We start from the raw sequence: 19,957 nt of genomic DNA, 5'->3' as shown, positions 1-19,957 counted from the left end.
CCTCCGGCCGCGGCCCGTGCCGCCGCCGGCTAGCGGCGCCAGGGTCCCGTCACCGCGAACGTCGTCCCCGGCGTGTAGCAGTTGACGTACATCGTCCTTCCGTCGGGCGAGAAGGCGACCCCGGCGAACTCGCCCCACTCGGGCTCCTCCGGCGTGCCCAGGTTCTGGGCGTTGCGGGCCATCGCGTACACCTCGCCGCGCCGCGTGACGCCATAGACGTGCTGGGCGCCGTTGCCGTCCTCGCAGACCATGAGGCCGCCGCTGGGGGCGAGACAGATGTTGTCGGGGGACTCGCCGGGCAGCCGGACGTTCGTGTCGGGGCCGAAGACGATCACCAGGGTGAGGCGGCGCGCGGCGGGGTCGTAGCGCCAGATCTGGCCGTAGTGGTCCCCGGCCGAGCCCTCCGCGCTGCGGGCGAAGGAGGACACGAAGTAGACGCTGCGGCCGCCCCAGTAGCAGCCCTCCAGCTTCTGCGCGTGGGTGATGCCCTTCCGGCCGAAGTCCTGGAGGCGGATGGGGGTCCGGGCGGCCAGCGGGTCCGGTACGTCCACCCACTCGATGTCGCCGAAGGCCGCGCCCGGCTCCTGGATCGACGACAGATCGGGCACGCCCGGCACCCGCATCGCCTGCAGGCGGCCGCCCGCGCGCAGGGTGCCCAGGCCGCCGCGCGGGCGGTGCGGCAGGAAGCGGTAGAACAGGCCGAAGGGCTTGTCGAAGGCGTCCTCGGTCTCGTACACGATGCCGCGCCGCGGGTCGACCGCGATCGCCTCGTGCTGGAAGCGGCCCATCGCGGTCAGCGGGACCGCGCCCGAGCGGTGCGGGTCGGCGGGATCGACCTCGAAGATGAAGCCGTGGTCCTTGGTGTAGCCGTTGGTGCCCGCCTTGTCCTCGGTCTCCTCGCAGGTCAGCCAGGTGCCCCACGGGGTGGGCCCACCCGCGCAGTTGACCGCCGTACCGGCGATGGCGACACGCTCGGACAGGACGTGGTTGCGGGCGTCGAGCGTGAGGGCCGTACAGCCGCCCTTGCCGGCCGGGTCGTAGGTGAGCCCCTTGACGGTCGGCACGGGAATCCGGGCGTCGGCGCGGTTCTCGTGGTTGCGGACCAGGTGGACGCGGCCGTGTCTGCCGGGCAGCGCCGTCATGCCGTCGTGGTTGGAGGGGACCCGGCCCTCGCCGGAGCGCAGCCCGTCGCCCTCGCGTGAGAGGACCCGGTAACGGAAACCTTTCGGCAGATCGAGCAGGCCCTTCGGGTCGCGGACCAGCGGGCCGTAGCCGGAGTGGCCCAGGTTCTGTGCGGCGGCGGTGCCGGCGAACAGCTCGGTGAGATTTCCGGCGAAGGCGATCGAGACACCCAACGCGCCCGTGCGGGCGAGAAGCTGACGGCGCGTCGTGGGGTCGGCTGACGTGTTCTCGGACATGGGGCAGCCTTCCTGCTGGCGGACAGGAACTGTGACCCCGCCGTGTCTATCACCTGGTGCGGGCCTCGGGAACCACGCGCGTAGCACGTGTCACTGCCCGGTGGCGTCCTCGATGATGTCCTCGATGGTCCGCTCGACCTCCCGCTCGGCCCGGGGCTCGACGGCCGGGTGAGCGTCCTCGCCGGCGGCGCCCTCCAGGGCGTGACCCGGGGCCGGCTCAGGGGCGCGCTTCACATGTCGCTCGTGGTCCTCGCCCCGCTCCAGGAACCGCAGCAGCTCCACCGGAATCGGCAGCACCAGGGTGGAGTTCTTCTCCGCCGCCACGGCCATCACCGTCTGCAGCAGCCGGAGCTGGAGTGCGGAGGGCGCGTCGGCCATCTGGTGGGCGGCCTCGGCCAGCTTCTTGGAGGCCTGGAGCTCGGCGTCCGCGTTGATGATCCGGGCCCGCCGCTCGCGGTCGGCCTCGGCCTGCCGGGCCATGGAGCGCTTCATCGTGTCCGGCAGCGACACGTCCTTGATCTCGACGCGGTCCACCTGCACGCCCCAGCCGACGGCCGGGCTGTCGATCATCAGCTCCAGGCCCTGGTTGAGCTTCTCGCGGTTGGACAGCAGATCGTCCAGATCGCTCTTGCCGATGATCGAGCGCAGCGACGTCTGCGCCATCTGCGAGACCGCGTACTTGTAGTCCTCGACCTTGATGAGCGCGCTCGCCGCGTCGACGACCTTGAAGTAGACGACCGCGTCCACGCGCACGGTCACGTTGTCGCGGGTGATGCCCTCCTGGGCCGGCACCGGCATCGTGACGATCTGCATGTTGACCTTGTGCATCCGGTCCACGATCGGAACGATCAACGTGAATCCCGGTGGCCGTACCTCACCCACCAGCCGTCCGAGCCGGAGCACGACCCCGCGCTCGTACTGTTTGACGACCCGGGCCGCGGCCGCGACGTACACCAGGCCCGCCGCACCCACTCCGACGGCTGCGCCCAGCAGCTCCTCGAGCATGACGACCTCCTCCGCCGACGGCTGTTGAGGTCTGCTCCTGCAACGATATGCCCGGCGTCTGGTCCGGGGCCATGCCCGGCCCCGGACCAGGGGTCATGCGCCGGTCAGGACGCCGTGACCCGCACCGGTTCGGTGCCGGCCGAACTGTGCCGCTCGGCCCAGTTCTCCAGGGCCGTACGGCAGGCGTGGTCGAGGTGGTGCAGCCCGGACAGGTTCAGCTCCACCGGGCGGTCCTGGGGCAGGGCCTCCAGACTGTCGAGGATCTTCGGCAGCCTCAGGAAGGTCGCGTTGCCCGACAGGTACGCCTGGATCGGTCCGGCGCCCTTGTCTATGACCTCCAGCTTCACGTGCGAGGCCTCCCAGGCGGTCTTGGCGACTGACAGGGCCAGACCGATCAGCACGCCCTCGAACATGTTCACCGCGACGATCGAGACGGCGGTGACGACGAGGATCAGCGCCTCGCCCCGGTGGCCCCGCCACAGCGAGACGATCCCTCGGAAGGGGATCAGCTTGCAGCCGGCGTGGACCAGGATGCCGGCCAGCGCGGGGATCGGGATCAGCGCCAGCGTGGCGGGCAGCAGCGCCGCGAACAGCAGCAGCCACACGCCGTGCAGGACACGGGACGCCTTGGTCTTCGCGCCCGCCTGGACGTTGGCGGAGCTGCGCACGATGACCGCGGTCATCGGCAGCGCGCCGAGCACACCGCAGACGGTGTTGCCGGCGCCCTGCGCCATCAGCTCCTTGTCGTACTCGGTGCGCGGCCCGTCGTGCAGCCGGTCCACGGCCGCGGCGCTGAACAGCGACTCGGCCGACGCGATGAGCGTGAAGGCGACGATGGTGGCGAGCACACCCACGTTCGCGAGTTCGCCGAAGGCGCTCAGGGACGGCGGCTGGACGGCGCCCAGCAGGCCCTTGACCTCGACGGTGGCGACCGGCAGCGAGAACATCGCGGCCACGAGCGTCGCGAGGCCCACGGCTGCCAGCGGACCGGGAACGGTGCGCACCTGGCGCGGCATCTGCTTCCACAGCACCAGGACGGCGATCGTGCCGGCGCCCAGTGCGACGGAGGCCAGCGCCTCGGTGTTCCCGGCGGCCTGCGCGAGCGCCCCCGGCAGCCCGGCTATCTTCGCCAGGCCGGAAGCGGGCGCCTTGGCGTCCGCCATCGAGTAGAGCTGCCCGGCGATGAGCACCAGGCCGATACCGGCCAGCATGCCCTCGACGACGGAGACCGAGATGGCCCGGAACCAGCGCCCCAGCTTCAGGGCGCCCATGAGCAGCTGGAGCAGGCCGGTGGCGAGCACCAGCACGCCGAGGACCGGCAGCCCGAACTCCCGTACGGCCTCGAAGACCAGCACGGTCAGACCGGCGGCGGGCCCGGAGACCTGAAGGCTGCTGCCGCGCATCAGGCCGGTGACGACGCCGCCGACGATGCCGGTGACGAGGCCGAGCTCGGCCGGCACTCCGGAGGCGACGGCCACGCCGACGCACAGCGGCAGCGCGACGAGGAAGACGACCAGCGAGGCGGCGAAGTCCTGCCGCAGATGAGGGAACTTGGTCATCATGCCGATCACAGCGCCTCGAACGCGTCGGTCTCGGCGCTGTGGACGTGCACCGCGCCCTTGTGCACCTCGTAGTACCAGGCGTGCAGGGTCAGTTGACGCTCCTTCAGTTTCTTGTCGATGAACGGGTACGAGCGCAGCCGCAGCAGCTGCGTCAGCACATGGGACTGGACGCCCTCGGCGACCTCCGGGTCCTCTACGGCACCCGTCGGACGCGGGTCGGCCTGCGCGAGCCAGCCGCGCACGGCCGGTACGGCGTCGAGGTCGTCGCCGCGCACCAGCGCGCCGACGGCCCCGCAGTGCGAGTGGCCGCAGACCACGATGTCGCTGACGCCGAGGACCTCCACGGCGTACTCGATGGTGGCCGCCTCGCTGGTGGGGTGCTCGGAGGCGTACGGCGGGACGATGTTGCCCGCGGTGCGCAGCTCGAAGAGCTCGCCGGGGCGCGCGCCCGTGATCAGGGCCGGAACGACCCGGGAGTCGGAGCAGGTGATGAACAGGACCTGCGGGGACTGCCCTTCGGCCAGTTTGGCGAACTCCTCAGGGCGCTGTCCGAACATACGGGCGTTGTCGATGAGGGGCTGCATGTGTGGTGACTCCTCCTGGCGCGCCGCTGTGGCGCGTCGGGGTTTACATGACAGGTGGGGGGACTGCTCTGCTTCTCAGCAGCGGAAGACCTGAAGCGCGGCCGGGGTGTGCGACGCCGAGGGTCTCGACGTGCGGTGCTGCCCGGCCCCGGGTATCTCCGGCCGGTGTGCGGACGCGGGGTCCCGGGTGAGCGACGGTCTGTCGGGCGCCGTGGGCCCGCAGTCGGCGAAGCGTGAACGGTCCCGGCCGGGCAGCGGATCGGTCGGGCCCCCATCGCCCGACGGTGTGCACTGGCGGGACATGAGAATTTCGTCGCGCAGCGCCTTCCCGGAGAGCTTGTTTCCGGGCTGGGCCTTGGCCTCTGCCTGACTGACCGTATGCGCGTGTGCGAAGGACGCTCGGGGAGCGAAGAACTGGAGGGCGAGCAGGACGGCGGCGAGGAGTGACATCACGGTCCGGGCCGTCGTACCTCGGAACATGCGCCTCCCTCCAGGCAGTCCACTCCTCATGCGCGAGCCAACGCTTGGTCAACCGTTGGTCAAGAAACACATTAGCCCGGCAAAGTTGTTTGCAGGGTTAACTTAACGTTTCCACCTGAAGAGAGCCTGAAATGCAGGCATGGCATGGCTTGAACTCCCCCTTGACCAGGGGGAGTTCAGCGGTTAGAGGGCGTCAGGCGGTGACGAGGCCCTTGGCGTCGCGCGCCAGGGCGGTGAGGCGGGAGATCGCGCGGAAGTACTTCTTGCGGTAGCCGCCCTTCAGCATCTCCTCGCTGAAGAGCCGGTCGAAGGGCAGCCCGGAGGCCAGGACCGGGACCTCACGGTCGTACAGCCGGTCGGCGAGCACCACGAGCCGCAGGGCGGTGGACTGGTCGGGAATCGGCTGTACGTCGGTGAGGCACACGGCCTTCAGGTCATCGGTCAGCGCGCCGTACCGGCTGGGGTGGACGCGGGCGAGGTGCTCCAGCAGCCGCGGGAAGTCGTCGAGCGAGGCGCCCTCGGTGGCGTACGCCGCCTTCGTCACCTGTTCGGCGGAGTAGGGCGCCGGAGCCTCGGGCAGGCCGCGGTGGCGGTAGTCCTCGCCGTCGATGCGCAGCGGGCGGAAGTGGGCCGCGAGGCCCTGGATCTCGCGCAGGAAGTCGGCCGCCGCGAAGCGGCCCTCGCCGAGCTTGCCGGGCAGCGTGTTGGAGGTGGCGGCGAGCGCGACGCCCGCGTCGACCAGCTTGCCGAGCAGGGTGGAGACGAGGACGGTGTCGCCCGGGTCGTCCAGCTCGAACTCGTCGATGCACAGCAGCCGGTGACCGGAGAGCGTCCGCACCGTCTGCTGGAAGCCCAGGGCGCCGACGAGGTTGGTCAGCTCCACGAAGGTGCCGAACGCCTTCAGGGACGGCTCGGCCGGGGTGGCGTGCCACAGGGAGGCGAGCAGATGGGTCTTGCCGACGCCGTAGCCGCCGTCGAGGTAGACGCCGCGGGGTCCGGCCGGGGCCTTGGGCGCCCTTGCCCTGCCGAACCCGAACAGGCCTCGCCGGTTCTTGCCGGCGCCGCTCTCGTGCGCCCCGCCGAGCCCGCCCGCGAAGCCCTCCAGGACGCGGACCGCCTCGGTCTGGCTGGGCTGGTTCGGGTCCGGGATGTAGGTGCTGAAGCGGACCGAGTCGAAGCGCGGCGGCGGCACCATCTCGGCGACCAGCCGGTCCGCCGGGACGTGCGGCTCACGGGCGCACAGGGACAGCGGGCTCGCTTCGGCTATCGCGCTCGGCTTGGACGCGGCTGTGGAGGACGACACGGGTCACCATGGTAAGCGCCGTGCCACACTCCATGACATGCGACGCCTGTTCCCTGTGACCGACGAAACAGCAGCGAGGGCCTCCGGCGGTACGGCCGGGGCGGACGGGGGTGGAGCTGCCGGAGGTGGGCTTGCGGCCGGTGGGCTCGACGGGGCGCCGGGTGGCCGGTCGGGCGGCTTGGCCGGTACTGGTGCCGGGTCGGCCGAGGGGGGTGGCGAGGAGGTTTCGGAGGGCGTCGCCTCGGGGCCTGGGGCTCGGGGTGGGGCCGTCGGCGTTCCCGGTGGGGATCTCGTCGACCGGGAGTGGAGCCTCGACGAGCTTGCCGCCGCCTATGCGTACCCCGAGCCCGAGCCCGGGACCGGCGGCCCGCAGCCCTGGTTGCGGGCGAACATGGTGTCCACCCTGGACGGGGCCGCCCAGCACGACGGGCGTTCGCAGCCCATCTCCACCGCGGCCGACATGCGGATCTTCGGAACGCTGCGGGCGCTGGCGGACGTCGTGGTCGTCGGCGCCGAAACGGTACGGCAGGAGGGGTACCGCCCGGCACGCGCGCGTGCCGAGTTCGCCGAGGCGCGCGAGGCCGCCGGGCAGGGACCCGCGCCCGCCATCGCGGTGGTCAGCGCGAGCCTGGACCTGGACTACGGCCTGCCACTGTTCACCTCGCCCTCCGTGCCCACCCTCGTCCTGACCGGCGCCGCCGCGGCCCCGGACCGGATCGCGGCCGCGGAGAAGGCCGGCGCCCAGGTCGTGATCGCCGGTGACGGCGTCGGTGTGGACCCCGTCCGTGCCGTCCAGGCCCTCGCCGAGCTCGGGCACACCCGGCTGCTGACCGAGGGCGGGCCGCGGCTGCTCGGCCAGCTGGTGGCCGCCGGAGTGCTCGACGAACTCTGTCTGACGATCTCCCCGATGCTCACCGCCGGAGACGCCCAGCGCATCGCCGGCGGGCCCTCGGTGGCGGTCCCGAAACGGTTCGAGCTGGTGTCCCTGCTGGAGGAGGAGGGCTTTCTGTTCGGCCGGTACCGGCGGACGTGACCTTGGTTCGGACATGGGTTCTCTGTGTGCCGTAGTCCTTAAAACGGCGGAATCCACCGTTCCGTTTAGCTTCCGCCGGGCACACTGAAAGTCGCAGTCCCGTGCAGTCACGGGGCAGGATGGTTTCCGCAGAAGGGGCGCCCGGTGTTCACCAGCGTTTTGATGATTGAGAAGGCCCTGACGTCCGCCGACGTGGAGTTCGTCACCACCTTGCACGGGGACGAGCAGGTCGCCTTCCAGGTGCTGCTCCAGCCACGCGGCGAGCAGGCCGACAGACTGTTGCGCGCCATCGACGACATCGCCCTCGGCGAGCTCGACGAGGCGGTGCGGGAGGGCGAGACCCCGGAGGGCGAGGAGGCGCTGAGCACGGGGGAGCGGGCGCTGGAGGTGTCGCTGACCGCCCTGCGTACGGCCGGGGCGGAGGCGGAGGGGCGGCTGCTGGAGGACCATCCGCTGGACGCGCTGAAGGCCGTGGTGGACGAGGTCGGCGCGGACGAGGTCATCGTGCTGACCGATCCCCACTACGTGGAGGAGTTCTTCCACCGGGACTGGGCGTCGCGGGCCCGGCACAAGGTGGGGGTGCCGGTGCTGAAGCTGTTCTCGCACAGCAAGGCGTAGCTGACCAGCGGTGTCAAAGAAGGTACCGGAAAGTACTAGGGTCGGCGTCGAACGTCCGCCGCACCAGCACGCACAGGGAGACACGCATGGCACCCGGCATTCCCACCGCCATGGACCGACCGCACTTCATCGGCATCGGCGGGGCCGGGATGTCGGGGATCGCGAAGATTCTCGCGCAGCGTGGGGCCAAGGTGGCCGGCAGTGACGCCAAGGAGTCCGGGACCGCCGAGGCGCTGCGGGCCCTCGGCGTGACCGTGCACATCGGGCACGCGGCGGAGCACCTCGCCGACGACGCCAGCTGTGTCGTGGTGTCGTCGGCGATCCGGCAGGACAACCCCGAGCTGGCCCGCGCCGCCGAGCGGGGCGTCCCGGTGGTGCACCGCGCCGACGCGCTGGCCTCGCTGATGGCGGGGCTGCGCCCGATCGCCGTCGCCGGCACGCACGGCAAGACGACCACGACGTCGATGCTGGCGGTCTCCCTGTCCGAGCTGGGCCTCGAGCCCTCGTACGCCATCGGCGGCGACCTCGACGCCCCCGGCTCGAACGCCCTGCACGGCGACGGCGACATCTTCGTCGCCGAGGCGGATGAATCGGACCGCAGCTTCCACAAGTACGCGCCCGAGGTCGCCATCGTCCTGAACGTCGAACTCGACCACCACGCCAACTACGCGTCGATGGACGAGATCTACGAGTCCTTCGTGACCTTCGCCGATCGCGTCGTCGACGGCGGGACCCTGGTGATCTCGGCCGACCAGGACGGGGCGCGGGAGCTGACCCGGCGCGTGGCCGGGACCGTGCGGACGGTGACGTACGGCGAGGCGGAGGACGCCGACGTACGTGTGCTGTCGGTGCTGGCGCAGGGGCTGAAGAGCCAGGTCACCGTCCTGCTGGACGGCCAGGAGCGCACCTTCGGGGTCTCGGTCCCGGGCCGCCACTACGCCCTCAACGCGGTGGCCGCCCTCGCGGCGGGCGCGGCCCTGGGCGTCCCGGCCGACGAGCTGGCCCCGGCGCTCGCGGCGTACACCGGCGTCAAGCGGCGGCTGCAGCTCAAGGGCGAGGTCGCGGGCGTCCAGGTCATCGACTCCTACGCCCACCACCCGACCGAGATGGTGGCCGACCTGGAGGCCATGCGCGCCGCCGCCGGGGACGCCCGGATCCTGGTCGCCTACCAGCCCCACCTGTTCTCCCGCACCCAGGAACTGGGCAAGGAGATGGGCGAGGCCCTCGCCCTCGCGGACTCCTCGCTGGTCCTGGACATCTACCCGGCCCGCGAGGACCCGATCCCCGGCGTCACCAGCGAGCTGATCATCGACGCGGCCCGGGCGGCCGGCGCCCAGGTGACGGCGGCGCACGACAAGTCCGCGGTCCCCGCGCACATCGCGGGAATGGCCAAGCCCGGTGATCTCGTTCTCACCATGGGCGCGGGCGATGTCACCGACCTCGGCCCGCTCATCCTGGACCGCCTGTCGAAGTGAGGGACAAGCATTCATGTCGTACGACGTCGAAAAGCCGGACGAGCAGTGGCGCGCGGAGCTGACCCCGGCCGAGTACGCCGTGCTGCGCGAGGCCGCCACGGAGCCCGCCTTCACCGGTGAGTACACCAACACCAAGACGACGGGCGTCTACTCCTGCCGCGCCTGCGGCGCCGAACTGTTCACGTCCACCACGAAGTTCGAGTCGCACTGCGGCTGGCCGTCCTTCTTCGACCCGAAGGACACCGACGCGGTGGAGCTGATCGAGGACCGCTCGCACGGGATGGTGCGGACCGAGGTGCGGTGCGCCCGGTGCGGGTCCCACCTCGGGCATGTCTTCGAGGGCGAGGGGTACCCCACCCCGACCGACCAGCGGTACTGCATCAACAGCATCGCCCTGCGGCTGACGCCGGACGAGGGCTGACGCGGGGGCCGGTCGCGCTGGCGGGTGGGGCGCGGGTGTTCCTAGACTCGTAGTCGGGCGGTTCGTCCGCTACGGGAAGGCGGTGGCGCCTCATGCCGTACGTCGCCGTGAGCGCGATCAGCCATCCCGGACTGCTGCGCGAGCGCAACGAGGACAGCCTGGTCATCGGGCCGTGGACGCTGTGCGCCACCGTGACCGAGAGCCCGCAGACCCTGGTCTTCCCGCTCGGCACACCCCTCGTCGTCGCCGTGGCCGACGGGCTCGGCGGGCATCCCGGCGGCGATGTGGCCAGCGCCCTGGTCGCCCGCCGGATGGCGACCCTAGGTCCGGCCATGAGCAGCGAGGCCGCCGTCCGTGAGGTGCTGAACGCCTGCAACCGGGCCGTGTACCAGGCGGCCGGCGGCGACGAGGCCGGTGAGCTCAGCGCGATGGGCACGACGATCGCCGGAGTCGTCGTCCAGCCCGACGCGCTGCTGGTGTTCAACGTCGGCGACAGCCAGGTCCTCGCCGCCTCCGCCGAGGGACTGCGCCAGCTCAGCGTCGACGACAGCCCACCCCACCCGCCGGGCCGCGCCACCACCCTCGTCACCCAGTGCCTGGGCGGCTCGCCCACCTACCGCGCGGTCAGTCCTCATGTCACGACCGAGCCGCTCACGCCGGGCGAGCGCTACGTCGTCTGCTCGGACGGCCTGACGGACCCGCTGACCACGGACGTGCTCGACGGGATCCTCGGCGAGCACGACGACGGCCGGGCGGCCTTCGAACTGTGGCGGGCCGCGATCGAGGCGGGCGGGCCCGACAACATCACGGTGGCGGTGGTGCGGCTCGGGGAGGAGTAGCGGGAGCGCTCCTCCTGGCGGCGCCGGTCACTCTGGCGGCGCCGGTCACAGGATCCTGCGCTGGACCATGATCGAGAGCACCAGCGCGCCGGGCAGCAGGGGGACCCAGACCGTCAGGACGCGGTAGCCGATGACGGTGGCCGCGGCCAGGCCCATCGGGGCGCCGAAGGTGACCATCGTGAACACCAGGGCCGCGTCGACCGGGCCGATGCCGCCGGGCGCGGGGACGGCGCCCACGGCGGTGCTGGCGAGGAGGAGTGCCAGCGTCACCTGCGTCCAGGACAGCGGCAGGCCGAGCGCGAAGCCGACCGAGGCGATCACGCCCGCCTGGAGCAGCGGGGTGGCGGCGGCCCCGCCCCACAGGGCGAGGACCCGGCTGGGCCGGGTGTGCAGGATCCGGGCGTCGGTCAGGGCGGCGCGCACGAAGCGGAGGAGGGGGCGGCGCAGCGGCCGTACGGTCGTCACGAGTACGGCCGTCGCCCCGAGAGCCGTCACCACTCCCGCGGCCACCAGGAGCAGCGTCCGCCGGTCCGGGACCAGCTCGCCCAGGTGCAGCAGCTCGGGGAAGGCGATGAGGAAGCCGAGCAGCACCGCCGTCTTCGCGATCGGCTTGACCAGCGAGTACAGGGCGAGCGAGGCGGTGCCCCGGGCCAGCGGGATGCCCTGGCCCTGCAGGAAGCGCAGGGTGACGGCGTGGGCGCCGATGCTCGCCGGCAGCACGTGGTTGGCGGCGCCGGCCGCGAACTGCGACGCGAGCAGCAGGCCCGGCGGAAGCCGGTCCGGTAGCGCCCCCTGGCGCACCAGCGCGGCGACGACCCAGCCCATGCAGGTGAAGAACAGGCCGGACAGCAGCCACCAGGGGTCGGCGGAGCCGAGCCGCGCCGCGCCGTCGCGCACGGTGTGCCAGTCGGCCACCGCCCACGCGCCGATCAGCAGGAGCGGAAGCAGGGTCAGCGCGTGACGGGCGAGGCGGGCCGGGGAGAAGGGGGAGCGGGTGGGAGCGGCGGGGGCGGGGCAGGTGGACAGTGGTCCGGGGACATCGCTGAGCGGGAGCGAGGACACGGCGCGGTCGTCCTTCCGCGTCGCACCGCGCGGACGCGGGGCGCACTGCTAGAGGGCGAGGACAGGAGGGGGACGACGGAAACGTGCCCGGTCGGCATGACGAGGTGGTGTCCGGGAGCCGAAGGCACGTCGGCGGGCGAGCGACGCGACCGGGCCGAGACGGCTGGCATCGCGCCCTCTGAATCAGCCATCCACCGGGAGGTTGACTTTCGGCTGATCGAGCCAGAGCATTGCCGGGGTGAGCCACTTCGAGCACACGTCCCCCCGGTCGGCCGCACTCCCGCTCGACCTGGACGAAGCCGCCCACCGCTGCCTCGTCGCCGGCTTCGACGGTGCCACGAGCGTGCCGGACACGCTCAAGGAGCTCGTCGACCGCGGCCTCGGCGGGGTCATCCTCTTCACGCGCAACATACGCGACGCGGCCCAGGTGCGCCGTCTCACGGACGAGCTGCGCGCGATACGCCCCGACCTCCTCGTCGCCGTCGACAACGAGGGCGGCGGCATCGGGCACCTGGTCGCCGCCGGCGCCCCGGAGGTCCCCGGCTCCTACTCCCTCGGCGTCGTCGACGACCCGAACCTCACCGCCCGCTGCGCCGACGCGCTGGCCGCCCACCTCGCCGGCCTCGGCATCACCGCCTCCTACGCCCCCGTCGCCGACCTCCAGCACCGGCCGGACAACCCGATCGTGCGCACCCGCTCCTTCGGCGCCGACCCCGCGCTCGCCGCCCGCCATCTGCGCGCCTGGATCACGGCGACCGAGGCCCGCTCCATCGCGTCCTGCGCCAAGCACTTCCCGGGCCACGGCGGAACCGTCACCGACAGTCACCACGGCATCGCGATCGACCCACGGCCGTACGACGAACTCCTCGTCGATCTCGAACCCTTCCGCGCCGCCATCGCCGCGGGTGTGCCGATGCTGATGAGTGCTCATGTGGTGTATCCGGCGCTGGACCCCAACCGTCCCGCCACACTCAGCCGCCGCATCCTGCGGGATCTGCTGCGCCACGACCTCGGCTTCGACGGTGTCCTGGTCAGCGACGCGCTGGAGATGAAGGCCATCGCCGAGCAGTACGGCGAGGCGGCCGGGGCGCGCATCGCGCTCGCCGCCGGCGCGGATCAGGTGATCGTCGCCGTGGGGGACCTGAGCGTCACCGTCGACTGCCGGGACGCCGTGCTCGACGCGCTGCGGAGCGGGGTGCTGCCGCAGGAGCGGATCGAGGAGGCGGCCGGGCGGGTGCGGCGGCTGGCCGAACGGTATGCGACGCCCCCCACCGCGGACGCCGCCGACCGGGACACCGCCGACCGGGACACCGGCGCCGGGCTCGAAGCCGCTCGCCGCGCCGTACGCGGCCGGGGCGTGCCGTCCGCCGTGCGCGGGGCGCATGTCGTCGACCTGTTCCCACCGCCGCACCCCGCGCTCAACTGGGGCGGCGAGGACCTGCTCACCGAGGTGCGGGCGGTCGACCCCACGGCGACGGGTACGGCGGTGACGGGGGAGTGCGCGGACCCGGACGCCCTCGTCGAGGGGATCGTGCGGCGCTGCGGGGCCGCCCCGCTGGTCGTGGCCACCTGCGACGCCGGGCTGCACCCCTGGCAGGTGCTGCTGCGGGACGCCCTGCTGGGGCGGCGGCCGGACGCGGTGCGGGTGGACACGGGGCTGCCGGAGGGCGGCGCGCTGTGCTCGTACGGGCGGGGGCGGGTCAATCTGCGGGCGGTGGCCGAGGTGCTGGCCGGCGTCTGAGCCGGGCGGCGCTCAGGCCGGCCGTACGACCTCCTCGATCCCGCGCGCCGCCAAGTGCTCCGCGTCCTGCGCCCGGTCGGCCAGGACCACCGCCGGTCGGCTCCCTTCCGTCCGCAGCCGCGTCCACGCCTCGAAGTAGGCGCCGCCGGGACCCGACACCGACCGGGTGCCCGGCGTGCAGTCCAGGAGCAGGGCGGTGTCGCGGGGCTCGGGCGAGCGGGGCCGTGCGCGCAGGTCGGCGACGGTCTCGGCCAGCGCCTCGGCGATCGGCTTCGCGCGGCCCGTCGAGTCGAACAGGCCCAGCGTGTACTCCAGCTCCGGGAAGTCGGCCAGCGACCGGTCCACGTCGTGCGAGCACCACCAGGTCACGCCCCACAGCCCCGCGCACTCGGCCGCGTTGCGTACGGTGGCGCGCGCGAAGTCGGGGGCGTCGGCGGCCGGGATGTGCGGTTCGGGGGCGCCGGTCTCCTGGACCCAGACCGGGCGTGCCGGGTCGGTGGCGTACGCCTTGGCCAGCTCGACGCCGTACTCCGCCAGGTGCCGGACCTGTGGTGAACGGGGGCCGTAGCGACGGGCGCAGTCGGCGGAGAACACCCAGGGGTGAACGGTCGTCAGATCGCCCTTGCGGGCCGAGGCCTCGGGGGTGAAGGGGTGGTCGTCGCCGTACCAGGCGGCGTCGTAGGCGGAGTGGGTGACCAGGCCGCCGGCGGTGCCGAGTCCGTCGCGGGCCGCGGCCAGCAGGGTGTCGAGGTAGTGGTCGACCTCGTCGGCCGTCACCGGGTTGTGCTCGACCAGGTTGTTGAGCTCGTTGCCGAGCTGGAGGCCGAGGAGGTGGGGGCGGCCGGCCAGGGCGCGGCCGAGGGTGCGCAGGAGGGCGGCCTGGGCCTCGATGGCCTCCGGGTCGGTGAACACGTTGCGGTGGTGCCAGCCGCGGGTCCACTCCGGGTAGAAGTCGAAGCTCGACAGATGGCCCTGCACGCCGTCCACCATGACGTCGAGTCCTGCCTCGCCGGCCAGGTCGACGAGGTGCGCGAGCCGGTCGACGGCGGCGGTGCGGATCAGGGTGCGGTTGGGCTGGAGCAGCGGCCAGAGGTGGAAGACGCGGACGTGGTCGAAGCCGAGGGCGGCGATCGCGTCGAGGTCGCCGCGCGCGCGTGCCGGGTCGAAGTCGTGCCAGGAGTGGAACCAGCCGTGGCGGGGCGTGTAGTTGACGCCGAAGCGGAGCGTACGGATGGGATCCTCCTCGGGCTCGGCTCTTGTTCGTCGCGAATGTATCAACCACCATGGACGACAATGAATAGTGATTTGAACCAAACCTCGCCCGGTCGGGCTCCGGCGTACGTCGTCGGCCTCGACGCCGGCGGCACCCGCACGCGCGCCGTCCTGGCGCCCGTGATCGAGGGAGCCCCCGAGGGCGAGGGCGTCTCCGGGCCCGGCAACGCGCTGACCGTCCCCGGACCGCAGCTCGTCGAGCATCTCGCCGAGGCCCTCGCGCGAGCCGTGCCGGACGAGCTGCGCCGCCATGTGGTGGCCGTGGCGGGCGGGTTCGCGGGCGCCTCGCGCACGGCACCGGACGAGCCGGGCCGCGTCAAGGCGCACGCCGCCCTCACCGTCGCGCTGGGCCGGCTGGGCATCAGCGCCGGATCGGTCGAGATCCACAGCGACATCGAGGCCGCGTTCGCCTCCGCGCCCGGCCACCCCGCCGACGGGCTGGCCCTGGTGGCCGGCACCGGCGCGGTGGCGGTGCGCATCGCCGGACGCGAGTGCGCCGAGACCGCCGGCGGGGACGGCTGGCTGCTCGGCGACGACGGCAGCGGCTTCTGGATCGGTCGGGAGGCGGCACGGGTGGCGCTGCGCATGGCGGACGGACGGGGCGGGCCCACGGCGCTGGGGGAGGCGGTGGGGCGGACCCTGGGAGTGCCGGAGGACGTCCGGCCGCCGGGTGCCCCGGGCCCGTACGACACGGCCTCCTGGACCCGGGCCCGGCGCGAGGCCTACCGCATGCGCCTGCTCCCCGCCGTCATGGACCGCCCACCGGTCCGACTGGCGCGGCTCGCACCGCTGGTCGCCGAGGCCGCCCGGCACAACGACCCCGTCGCCGAGGGGATCCTCGCCACGGCCGCCGACCACCTCACCGACACCGTCCGCGCTCTCGCCCCCCGCCCCGGCGAGCGGATCGTCGCCACCGGCGGGCTGCTCGGCCCCGACGGGCCGCTCACCGACCTCCTCACCGCCCGGCTCCGGCCGCTCGGACTCGCCCTCGACCGGGTGGCGGACGGCTGCCTGGGCGCCGTCGCCCTCGCCCGTCTGGGACACGGCGGATGAGCGGCGTCGCAGCGCGGCGGCACACCCCGCTCTACCGCGACCCCACCGCCCCCGTCGACGCCCGCGTCGGCGACCTCCTCGCCCGGATGACCCCGCGCGAGAAGGTGGGCCAGCTCAACCAGCGCATGTACGGCTGGGACGCCTACCGCCGCACCCCCGACGGCGGCTTCGAACTCACCGATGCCCTGTACGCCGAGACCGACCGCTTCGAGGGGCTCGGCGCCCTCTACGGGCTTCAGCGCGCCGACGCCTGGTCCGGTGTCGACCACACGAGCGGTCCCGGCGCCGAGGACGCCGCGGCCCTCGCCGACCTCGTGCAGCGGCATGTCGTCGAGCGCAGCCGGCTCGGTGTCCCCGCGCTGTTCGTCGAGGAGGTGCCGCACGGGCTGATGGCCCTCGACGGCACCGTCCTCCCGGTCAACCTGGCCGTCGGCGCCACCTGGGACCCAGAGCTCTACGAGCGCGCCGCCGCCCACGCCGCCGCCGAACTGCGGGCGAGGGGCGGTCATGTCGCCCTGGTCCCGGCCCTCGACATCGCCCGCGACCCGCGCTGGGGCCGCACCGAGGAGTGCTTCGGCGAGGACCCGTATCTGGCGGCCCGCTTCACGGAGGCCGCCGTCCGCGGCATGCAGGGCGAGCCCGGCGAGTACTTCGCCGCCGACAAGGCCCCCGTCGTCCTCAAGCACTTCGCCGGACAGGGCGCCACCGTCGGCGGCCGCAACTCCGCCGAGTCCGAACTGGGGCTCCGCGAACTGCACGAGATCCACCTCCCCGCCGCCCACGCCGGGATCCGGGCCGGCGCCGCAGCCGTCATGGCCGCGTACAACGAGGTCGACGGCATGCCCTGTGCCGGAAACAGGGCCCTGCTCACCGGGCTCCTCCGGGAGCGGTGGGGCTTCGACGGGCTGGTCATGGCGGACGGGCTCGCCGTGGACCGGCTGGCCCGCATCACCGGCGACAAGGTGTCCGCGGGCGCGCTCGCGCTCGACGCCGGTGTCGATCTGAGCCTCTGGGACGAGGGCTTCACCCATCTGGAAGAGGCGGTCGAGCGGGGGCTGGTGAGCGAGCGGACCCTCGATGCCGCCGTCGCACGCGTACTGCGGCTCAAGTTCCGGCTCGGGCTCTTCGACCGGCTGCACGGCACGCCCCCACCGCCGGCCGACGGCAGCGAGGTCAGCCGCGCCCTCGCCCGCGCGGCCGTCACACTGCTGCGCAACGACGGCGTCCTCCCGGCCCCGGCCGCCGTCTCCCGTATCGCCGTCCTGGGACCCCAGGCGGCCACCACCGCCCACCAGTCGGGCGACTACACGGCCCCACAGCGCCCCGGCACGGGCACCGGCCTCCTCGACGCCCTGCACACCCTCGCCCCGCCCGGCGTCGACATCCGGTACGCCCGCGGCTGCGCCCTGACCGGCGACGATCTCTCCGGCATCCCCGAGGCCGTCGCCGCGGCCGCCGCGTCCGACCTGGCCGTGCTCGTGCTGGGCGGCAGCAGCGCCCGTACGCCCGAGACGGAGTTCGACGCCAACGGGGCCGCGCGGAGGGCCGTGTCACATCTGACCTGCGGCGAGGGCGCCGACCTGGCCGGGCTGGGGCTGGGCCGCGCCCAGTACGCGCTGCTGGACGCCGTGGTCGCGACGGGCACGCCGACGGCGGTGGTGCTGATCCAGGGCCGCCCGCATGTGGTGCCCGACACGGCGGGCGCCCTGCTCACCGCCTGGTACCCCGGCCCGTGGGGCGGCGAGGCGATCGCCGAGGTGCTGCTAGGGATCGCCGAACCCGTCGGACGCCTCCCGCTCTCCGTCCCGCGCTCCGCCGCCCAGCTCCCCGTCCACTACAACCACAAGGACACCGAGTACGGCGGCTATGTCGACGAGAGCGCCGAGCCGTCGTACGCCTTCGGACAGGGCCTGTCGTACACGGGCTTCGCCTACGGCCCACCGCGGCTGTCCGGGAGCACCGTCGAGGCCGACGTCACCAACACCGGCCGTCGTCAGGGCCGTTGCGTCGCCCAGCTCTATCTGCGCCGGCTGCGGACCCCCGTGTGGCCGCGCACGCTGGAGCTGTGCGGGTTCCGGGCCGTGGACCTGGCGCCGGGCGAGACCCGCACGGTCACCTTCCCGGCCGGCGCCGTCCCGCCCGGCACCGCGGTCGAGTTCCGCGTCGCCGAGTCGGCGCGGGCGGCGCTGACCGCCGTACCGACTCAGATCTTCACGGCCCCCGACGAGACCCCCTTGTAGAACCACCGCTGCGTGATCACGAACAGCACCAGCACCGGAATCACCGAGATCACCGACCCCGCCATCACCAGCCGCTGGTCGTACCCGAAGGACGACGTCTGCAGCCGGGCCAGACCCAGCGTCAGCGTGAACTGCTCCTCCGAGCGCAGCACGATCAGCGGCCAGAGGAAGTCGTCCCAGGCGCTGATGAAGGTGTTGATGGTGACGACCAGGATCGCGCCGTAGGCGGAGGGCAGGTAGAGGTGCCGGAATCTCTTCCACTCGCCGGCCCCGTCCAGCATCGCCGCGTCCTCGATCTCGCGCGGGACGGCGAGGAACGCGGCCCGCATGATCAGGACGTTGATCGCGGCGACGAACCCGGGCAGCCAGACGCCGACGAGATGGTCGACCAGGCCCATGTCCCGGATGCTCAGGAACAGCGACACCATGATCGACTCGAACGGGAACATCATGGACGCCATCAGCAGCACCCAGACCAGCCCCCGGCCCTTCCAGGCGGGCTTGGAGAGCATGTAGCCGGCCATGGTGGAGAAGACGAGCTGGCTGGTGATGGAGAGGGCCGCGACGAACAGGCTGTTCCTGATGTACGTCCCCACGGGGACCTGGGCGAAGACCTCGCGGTAGGCCCGCAGCGTGGGGTGGTGTGGGATCAGGGAGGCGCCCGAGCCGAAGACGTCCTCGGTGGGGCCCTTGAGGGAGGACAGCACCTGCCAGAGGAGGGGGCCGACCGTGATGAACAGGACGAATATCAACAGCAGGTAGCGCAGGGCGAGTTCGCGAGGGCGGCCGTAGTCGCGCCAGCGGGGCATCATGCCTCGTCCTCCTTGGTCAGGCGCTGCGCGAGCAGCGTGAGGCCCAGGGTCAGGGCGAACAGGGCGACGCTGACCGCCGCGCCGTAGCCGGCGTTGCCGGTGAGCGGGTCGAGGCCGACGTCCCGGATGTAGAAGGGGAGCGTGCGGTCGGCACCGCCGGGGCCGCCGGTGGCGCCGCCGAGCATGTAGATCTCGGTGAACACGCGCAGCGAGCCGATGCCGGTGAGGGTGCCGACCAGCATCATCGAGGTGCGGACGCCGGGGACCGTGACATGCCAGAAACGGCGCACCGCGCCCGCGCCGTCCACCGCCGCCGCCTCGTGCAGTTCCCTGGGCACGTTCCCGAGCGCGGCCAGGTAGAAGATCATGTACCAGCCGAGGCCCTTCCACAGCGTCAGGCCCATCGCCGACAGCAGGATCAGCCACGAGTCGGACAGGAAGGGGATGGCGTCGCGGATGATGTGCGCCTTCTGCAGCCAGGTGTTGACCAGGCCCTGGTCGCTCAGCAGCCACTGCCAGCTCAGGCCCACGACCACGGAGGAGGCGAGGACCGGGGTGTAGAACGCGGAGCGGAAGAAGCCGATGCCCGGGAGGTTCTTCTCCACCAGGACCGCGAGCAGCAGCGGCAGCAGCACCATCAGCGGGACGACGATCAGGGCGTACAGCAGGCTGTTGCGGGTGGCCAGCCAGAAGTCCGCATCCCCCAGCATCCGGGTGTAGTTGTCCAGACCCACCACGTCGTACGCGCCGCCGAGCGGCTTGGCGTCGGTGAAGGACACCAGGATCGTGTTGAGGAACGGGAACACCCCGAAGACGGTGGTGCCGACGATCGCCGGGAGCATCCACAGCCAGGGCAGCCACCAGCGGCGATACAGCGCCGCGCCCCCCGCGTCCGGCGCCGGGCCGGGCGTGACGGCGCGCAGGGTGCGGCGCAGCAGCCCCGGCGGAGGCGGTGTGGGGGAAGCGCCGGGGCGCGGGGCGCCCGCCCCCGGGGGAGCGGGGACGGGCGCCTTGTCCGATGCGGTGTGCTGAGCCATCG

At 72.7% G+C, this 19,957-nt stretch carries 18 protein-coding genes; 8 read left to right on the top strand and 10 right to left on the bottom strand.

Annotation, left to right across the window (positions count from 1 at the left end; all coding sequences use genetic code 11):
• Positions 1 to 29: 29 nt before the first annotated feature.
• From IM697_RS32970 to zapE, 6 genes are all read right to left on the bottom strand, one after another.
• A complete protein-coding gene (locus tag IM697_RS32970) occupies positions 30 to 1,418 on the bottom strand; it encodes a PhoX family protein (RefSeq protein ID WP_194039743.1) in 1,389 nt (462 codons plus the stop codon).
• Positions 1,419 to 1,508: 90 nt separating this feature from the next.
• Positions 1,509 to 2,423: a slipin family protein gene (locus IM697_RS32965; protein WP_194039742.1), complete on the bottom strand. Its 915-nt coding sequence runs from the start codon at positions 2,421 to 2,423 to the stop codon at positions 1,509 to 1,511.
• Between the two features lie 104 nt (positions 2,424 to 2,527).
• Positions 2,528 to 3,985: a SulP family inorganic anion transporter gene (locus IM697_RS32960; RefSeq protein WP_194039741.1), complete on the bottom strand. Its 1,458-nt coding sequence runs from the start codon at positions 3,983 to 3,985 to the stop codon at positions 2,528 to 2,530.
• A 5-nt stretch (positions 3,986 to 3,990) separates the two neighbouring features.
• On the bottom strand, positions 3,991 to 4,569 hold the full coding sequence (locus IM697_RS32955; RefSeq protein ID WP_194039740.1) for a carbonic anhydrase: 579 nt from the start codon (positions 4,567 to 4,569) through the stop codon (positions 3,991 to 3,993).
• Between the two features lie 75 nt (positions 4,570 to 4,644).
• The gene (locus tag IM697_RS32950) at positions 4,645 to 5,049 is read right to left on the bottom strand and encodes a hypothetical protein (RefSeq protein ID WP_194039739.1); all 405 of its coding nucleotides are present in this window, start codon (positions 5,047 to 5,049) and stop codon (positions 4,645 to 4,647) included.
• A gap of 193 nt (positions 5,050 to 5,242) precedes the next feature.
• A complete protein-coding gene (gene zapE, locus IM697_RS32945; RefSeq protein ID WP_194039738.1) occupies positions 5,243 to 6,352 on the bottom strand; it encodes a cell division protein ZapE in 1,110 nt (369 codons plus the stop codon).
• A gap of 37 nt (positions 6,353 to 6,389) precedes the next feature.
• Between zapE and IM697_RS32940 the strand changes: the two genes are divergently transcribed.
• The 5 genes from IM697_RS32940 (at position 6,390) to IM697_RS32920 (ending at position 10,738) form a co-directional block, all read left to right on the top strand.
• A complete protein-coding gene (locus tag IM697_RS32940) occupies positions 6,390 to 7,385 on the top strand; it encodes a pyrimidine reductase family protein (RefSeq protein WP_407699563.1) in 996 nt (331 codons plus the stop codon).
• A 162-nt stretch (positions 7,386 to 7,547) separates the two neighbouring features.
• Entirely contained in the window at positions 7,548 to 8,003 is a 456-nt protein-coding gene (locus tag IM697_RS32935; RefSeq protein WP_228044275.1) for an indole-3-glycerol phosphate synthase, read from the top strand.
• Between the two features lie 86 nt (positions 8,004 to 8,089).
• Positions 8,090 to 9,478 (top strand): UDP-N-acetylmuramate--L-alanine ligase, encoded by a 1,389-nt coding sequence (murC, locus tag IM697_RS32930; RefSeq protein ID WP_194039735.1) that lies wholly within the window; start codon positions 8,090 to 8,092, stop codon positions 9,476 to 9,478.
• A 13-nt stretch (positions 9,479 to 9,491) separates the two neighbouring features.
• Positions 9,492 to 9,899 carry a peptide-methionine (R)-S-oxide reductase MsrB gene (msrB, locus tag IM697_RS32925; protein WP_194039734.1) on the top strand — a complete coding sequence of 136 codons (408 nt, stop codon included), beginning with the start codon at positions 9,492 to 9,494 and terminating at the stop codon, positions 9,897 to 9,899.
• A 92-nt stretch (positions 9,900 to 9,991) separates the two neighbouring features.
• Complete coding sequence (locus IM697_RS32920; RefSeq protein ID WP_194039733.1) at positions 9,992 to 10,738, top strand: PP2C family protein-serine/threonine phosphatase; 747 nt, start codon at positions 9,992 to 9,994, stop codon at positions 10,736 to 10,738.
• 45 nt (positions 10,739 to 10,783) lie between these two features.
• Here the strand turns inward: IM697_RS32920 and IM697_RS32915 are convergent, their stop codons facing one another.
• Complete coding sequence (locus IM697_RS32915; RefSeq protein ID WP_194039732.1) at positions 10,784 to 11,800, bottom strand: lysylphosphatidylglycerol synthase transmembrane domain-containing protein; 1,017 nt, start codon at positions 11,798 to 11,800, stop codon at positions 10,784 to 10,786.
• Positions 11,801 to 12,038: 238 nt separating this feature from the next.
• On the opposite strand from IM697_RS32915, the gene IM697_RS32910 reads away from it, so the two are divergent.
• The gene (locus IM697_RS32910; protein ID WP_194039731.1) at positions 12,039 to 13,541 is read left to right on the top strand and encodes a glycoside hydrolase family 3 protein; all 1,503 of its coding nucleotides are present in this window, start codon (positions 12,039 to 12,041) and stop codon (positions 13,539 to 13,541) included.
• A gap of 12 nt (positions 13,542 to 13,553) precedes the next feature.
• Here the strand turns inward: IM697_RS32910 and IM697_RS32905 are convergent, their stop codons facing one another.
• On the bottom strand, positions 13,554 to 14,819 hold the full coding sequence (locus IM697_RS32905) for a glycoside hydrolase 5 family protein (protein WP_194039730.1): 1,266 nt from the start codon (positions 14,817 to 14,819) through the stop codon (positions 13,554 to 13,556).
• Between the two features lie 15 nt (positions 14,820 to 14,834).
• Here IM697_RS32905 and IM697_RS32900 point away from each other — a divergent pair, with 15 nt between their 5' ends.
• Positions 14,835 to 15,866: an N-acetylglucosamine kinase gene (locus IM697_RS32900; protein ID WP_194039729.1), complete on the top strand. Its 1,032-nt coding sequence runs from the start codon at positions 14,835 to 14,837 to the stop codon at positions 15,864 to 15,866.
• Positions 15,863 to 18,106 (top strand): glycoside hydrolase family 3 N-terminal domain-containing protein, encoded by a 2,244-nt coding sequence (locus IM697_RS32895; RefSeq protein WP_194039728.1) that lies wholly within the window; start codon positions 15,863 to 15,865, stop codon positions 18,104 to 18,106. The genes IM697_RS32900 and IM697_RS32895 overlap by 4 nt, the downstream gene beginning before the upstream one ends.
• Here the strand turns inward: IM697_RS32895 and IM697_RS32890 are convergent.
• Positions 18,070 to 18,918 (bottom strand): carbohydrate ABC transporter permease, encoded by an 849-nt coding sequence (locus tag IM697_RS32890; protein WP_194039727.1) that lies wholly within the window; start codon positions 18,916 to 18,918, stop codon positions 18,070 to 18,072. The two genes, IM697_RS32895 and IM697_RS32890, sit on opposite strands and share 37 nt — an antisense overlap.
• The gene (locus tag IM697_RS32885) at positions 18,915 to 19,955 is read right to left on the bottom strand and encodes a carbohydrate ABC transporter permease (RefSeq protein WP_228044273.1); all 1,041 of its coding nucleotides are present in this window, start codon (positions 19,953 to 19,955) and stop codon (positions 18,915 to 18,917) included. Before IM697_RS32885 ends, IM697_RS32890 begins: the two co-directional genes overlap by 4 nt.
• Positions 19,956 to 19,957: the final 2 nt, after the last annotated feature.

The organism is Streptomyces ferrugineus (genome assembly GCF_015160855.1).
In the GTDB taxonomy this organism is placed as follows: domain Bacteria; phylum Actinomycetota; class Actinomycetes; order Streptomycetales; family Streptomycetaceae; genus Streptomyces; species Streptomyces ferrugineus.
The sequence above is the reverse complement of the archived record's forward strand: the minus strand, read 5'-3'. Positions and strand labels throughout refer to the sequence as shown.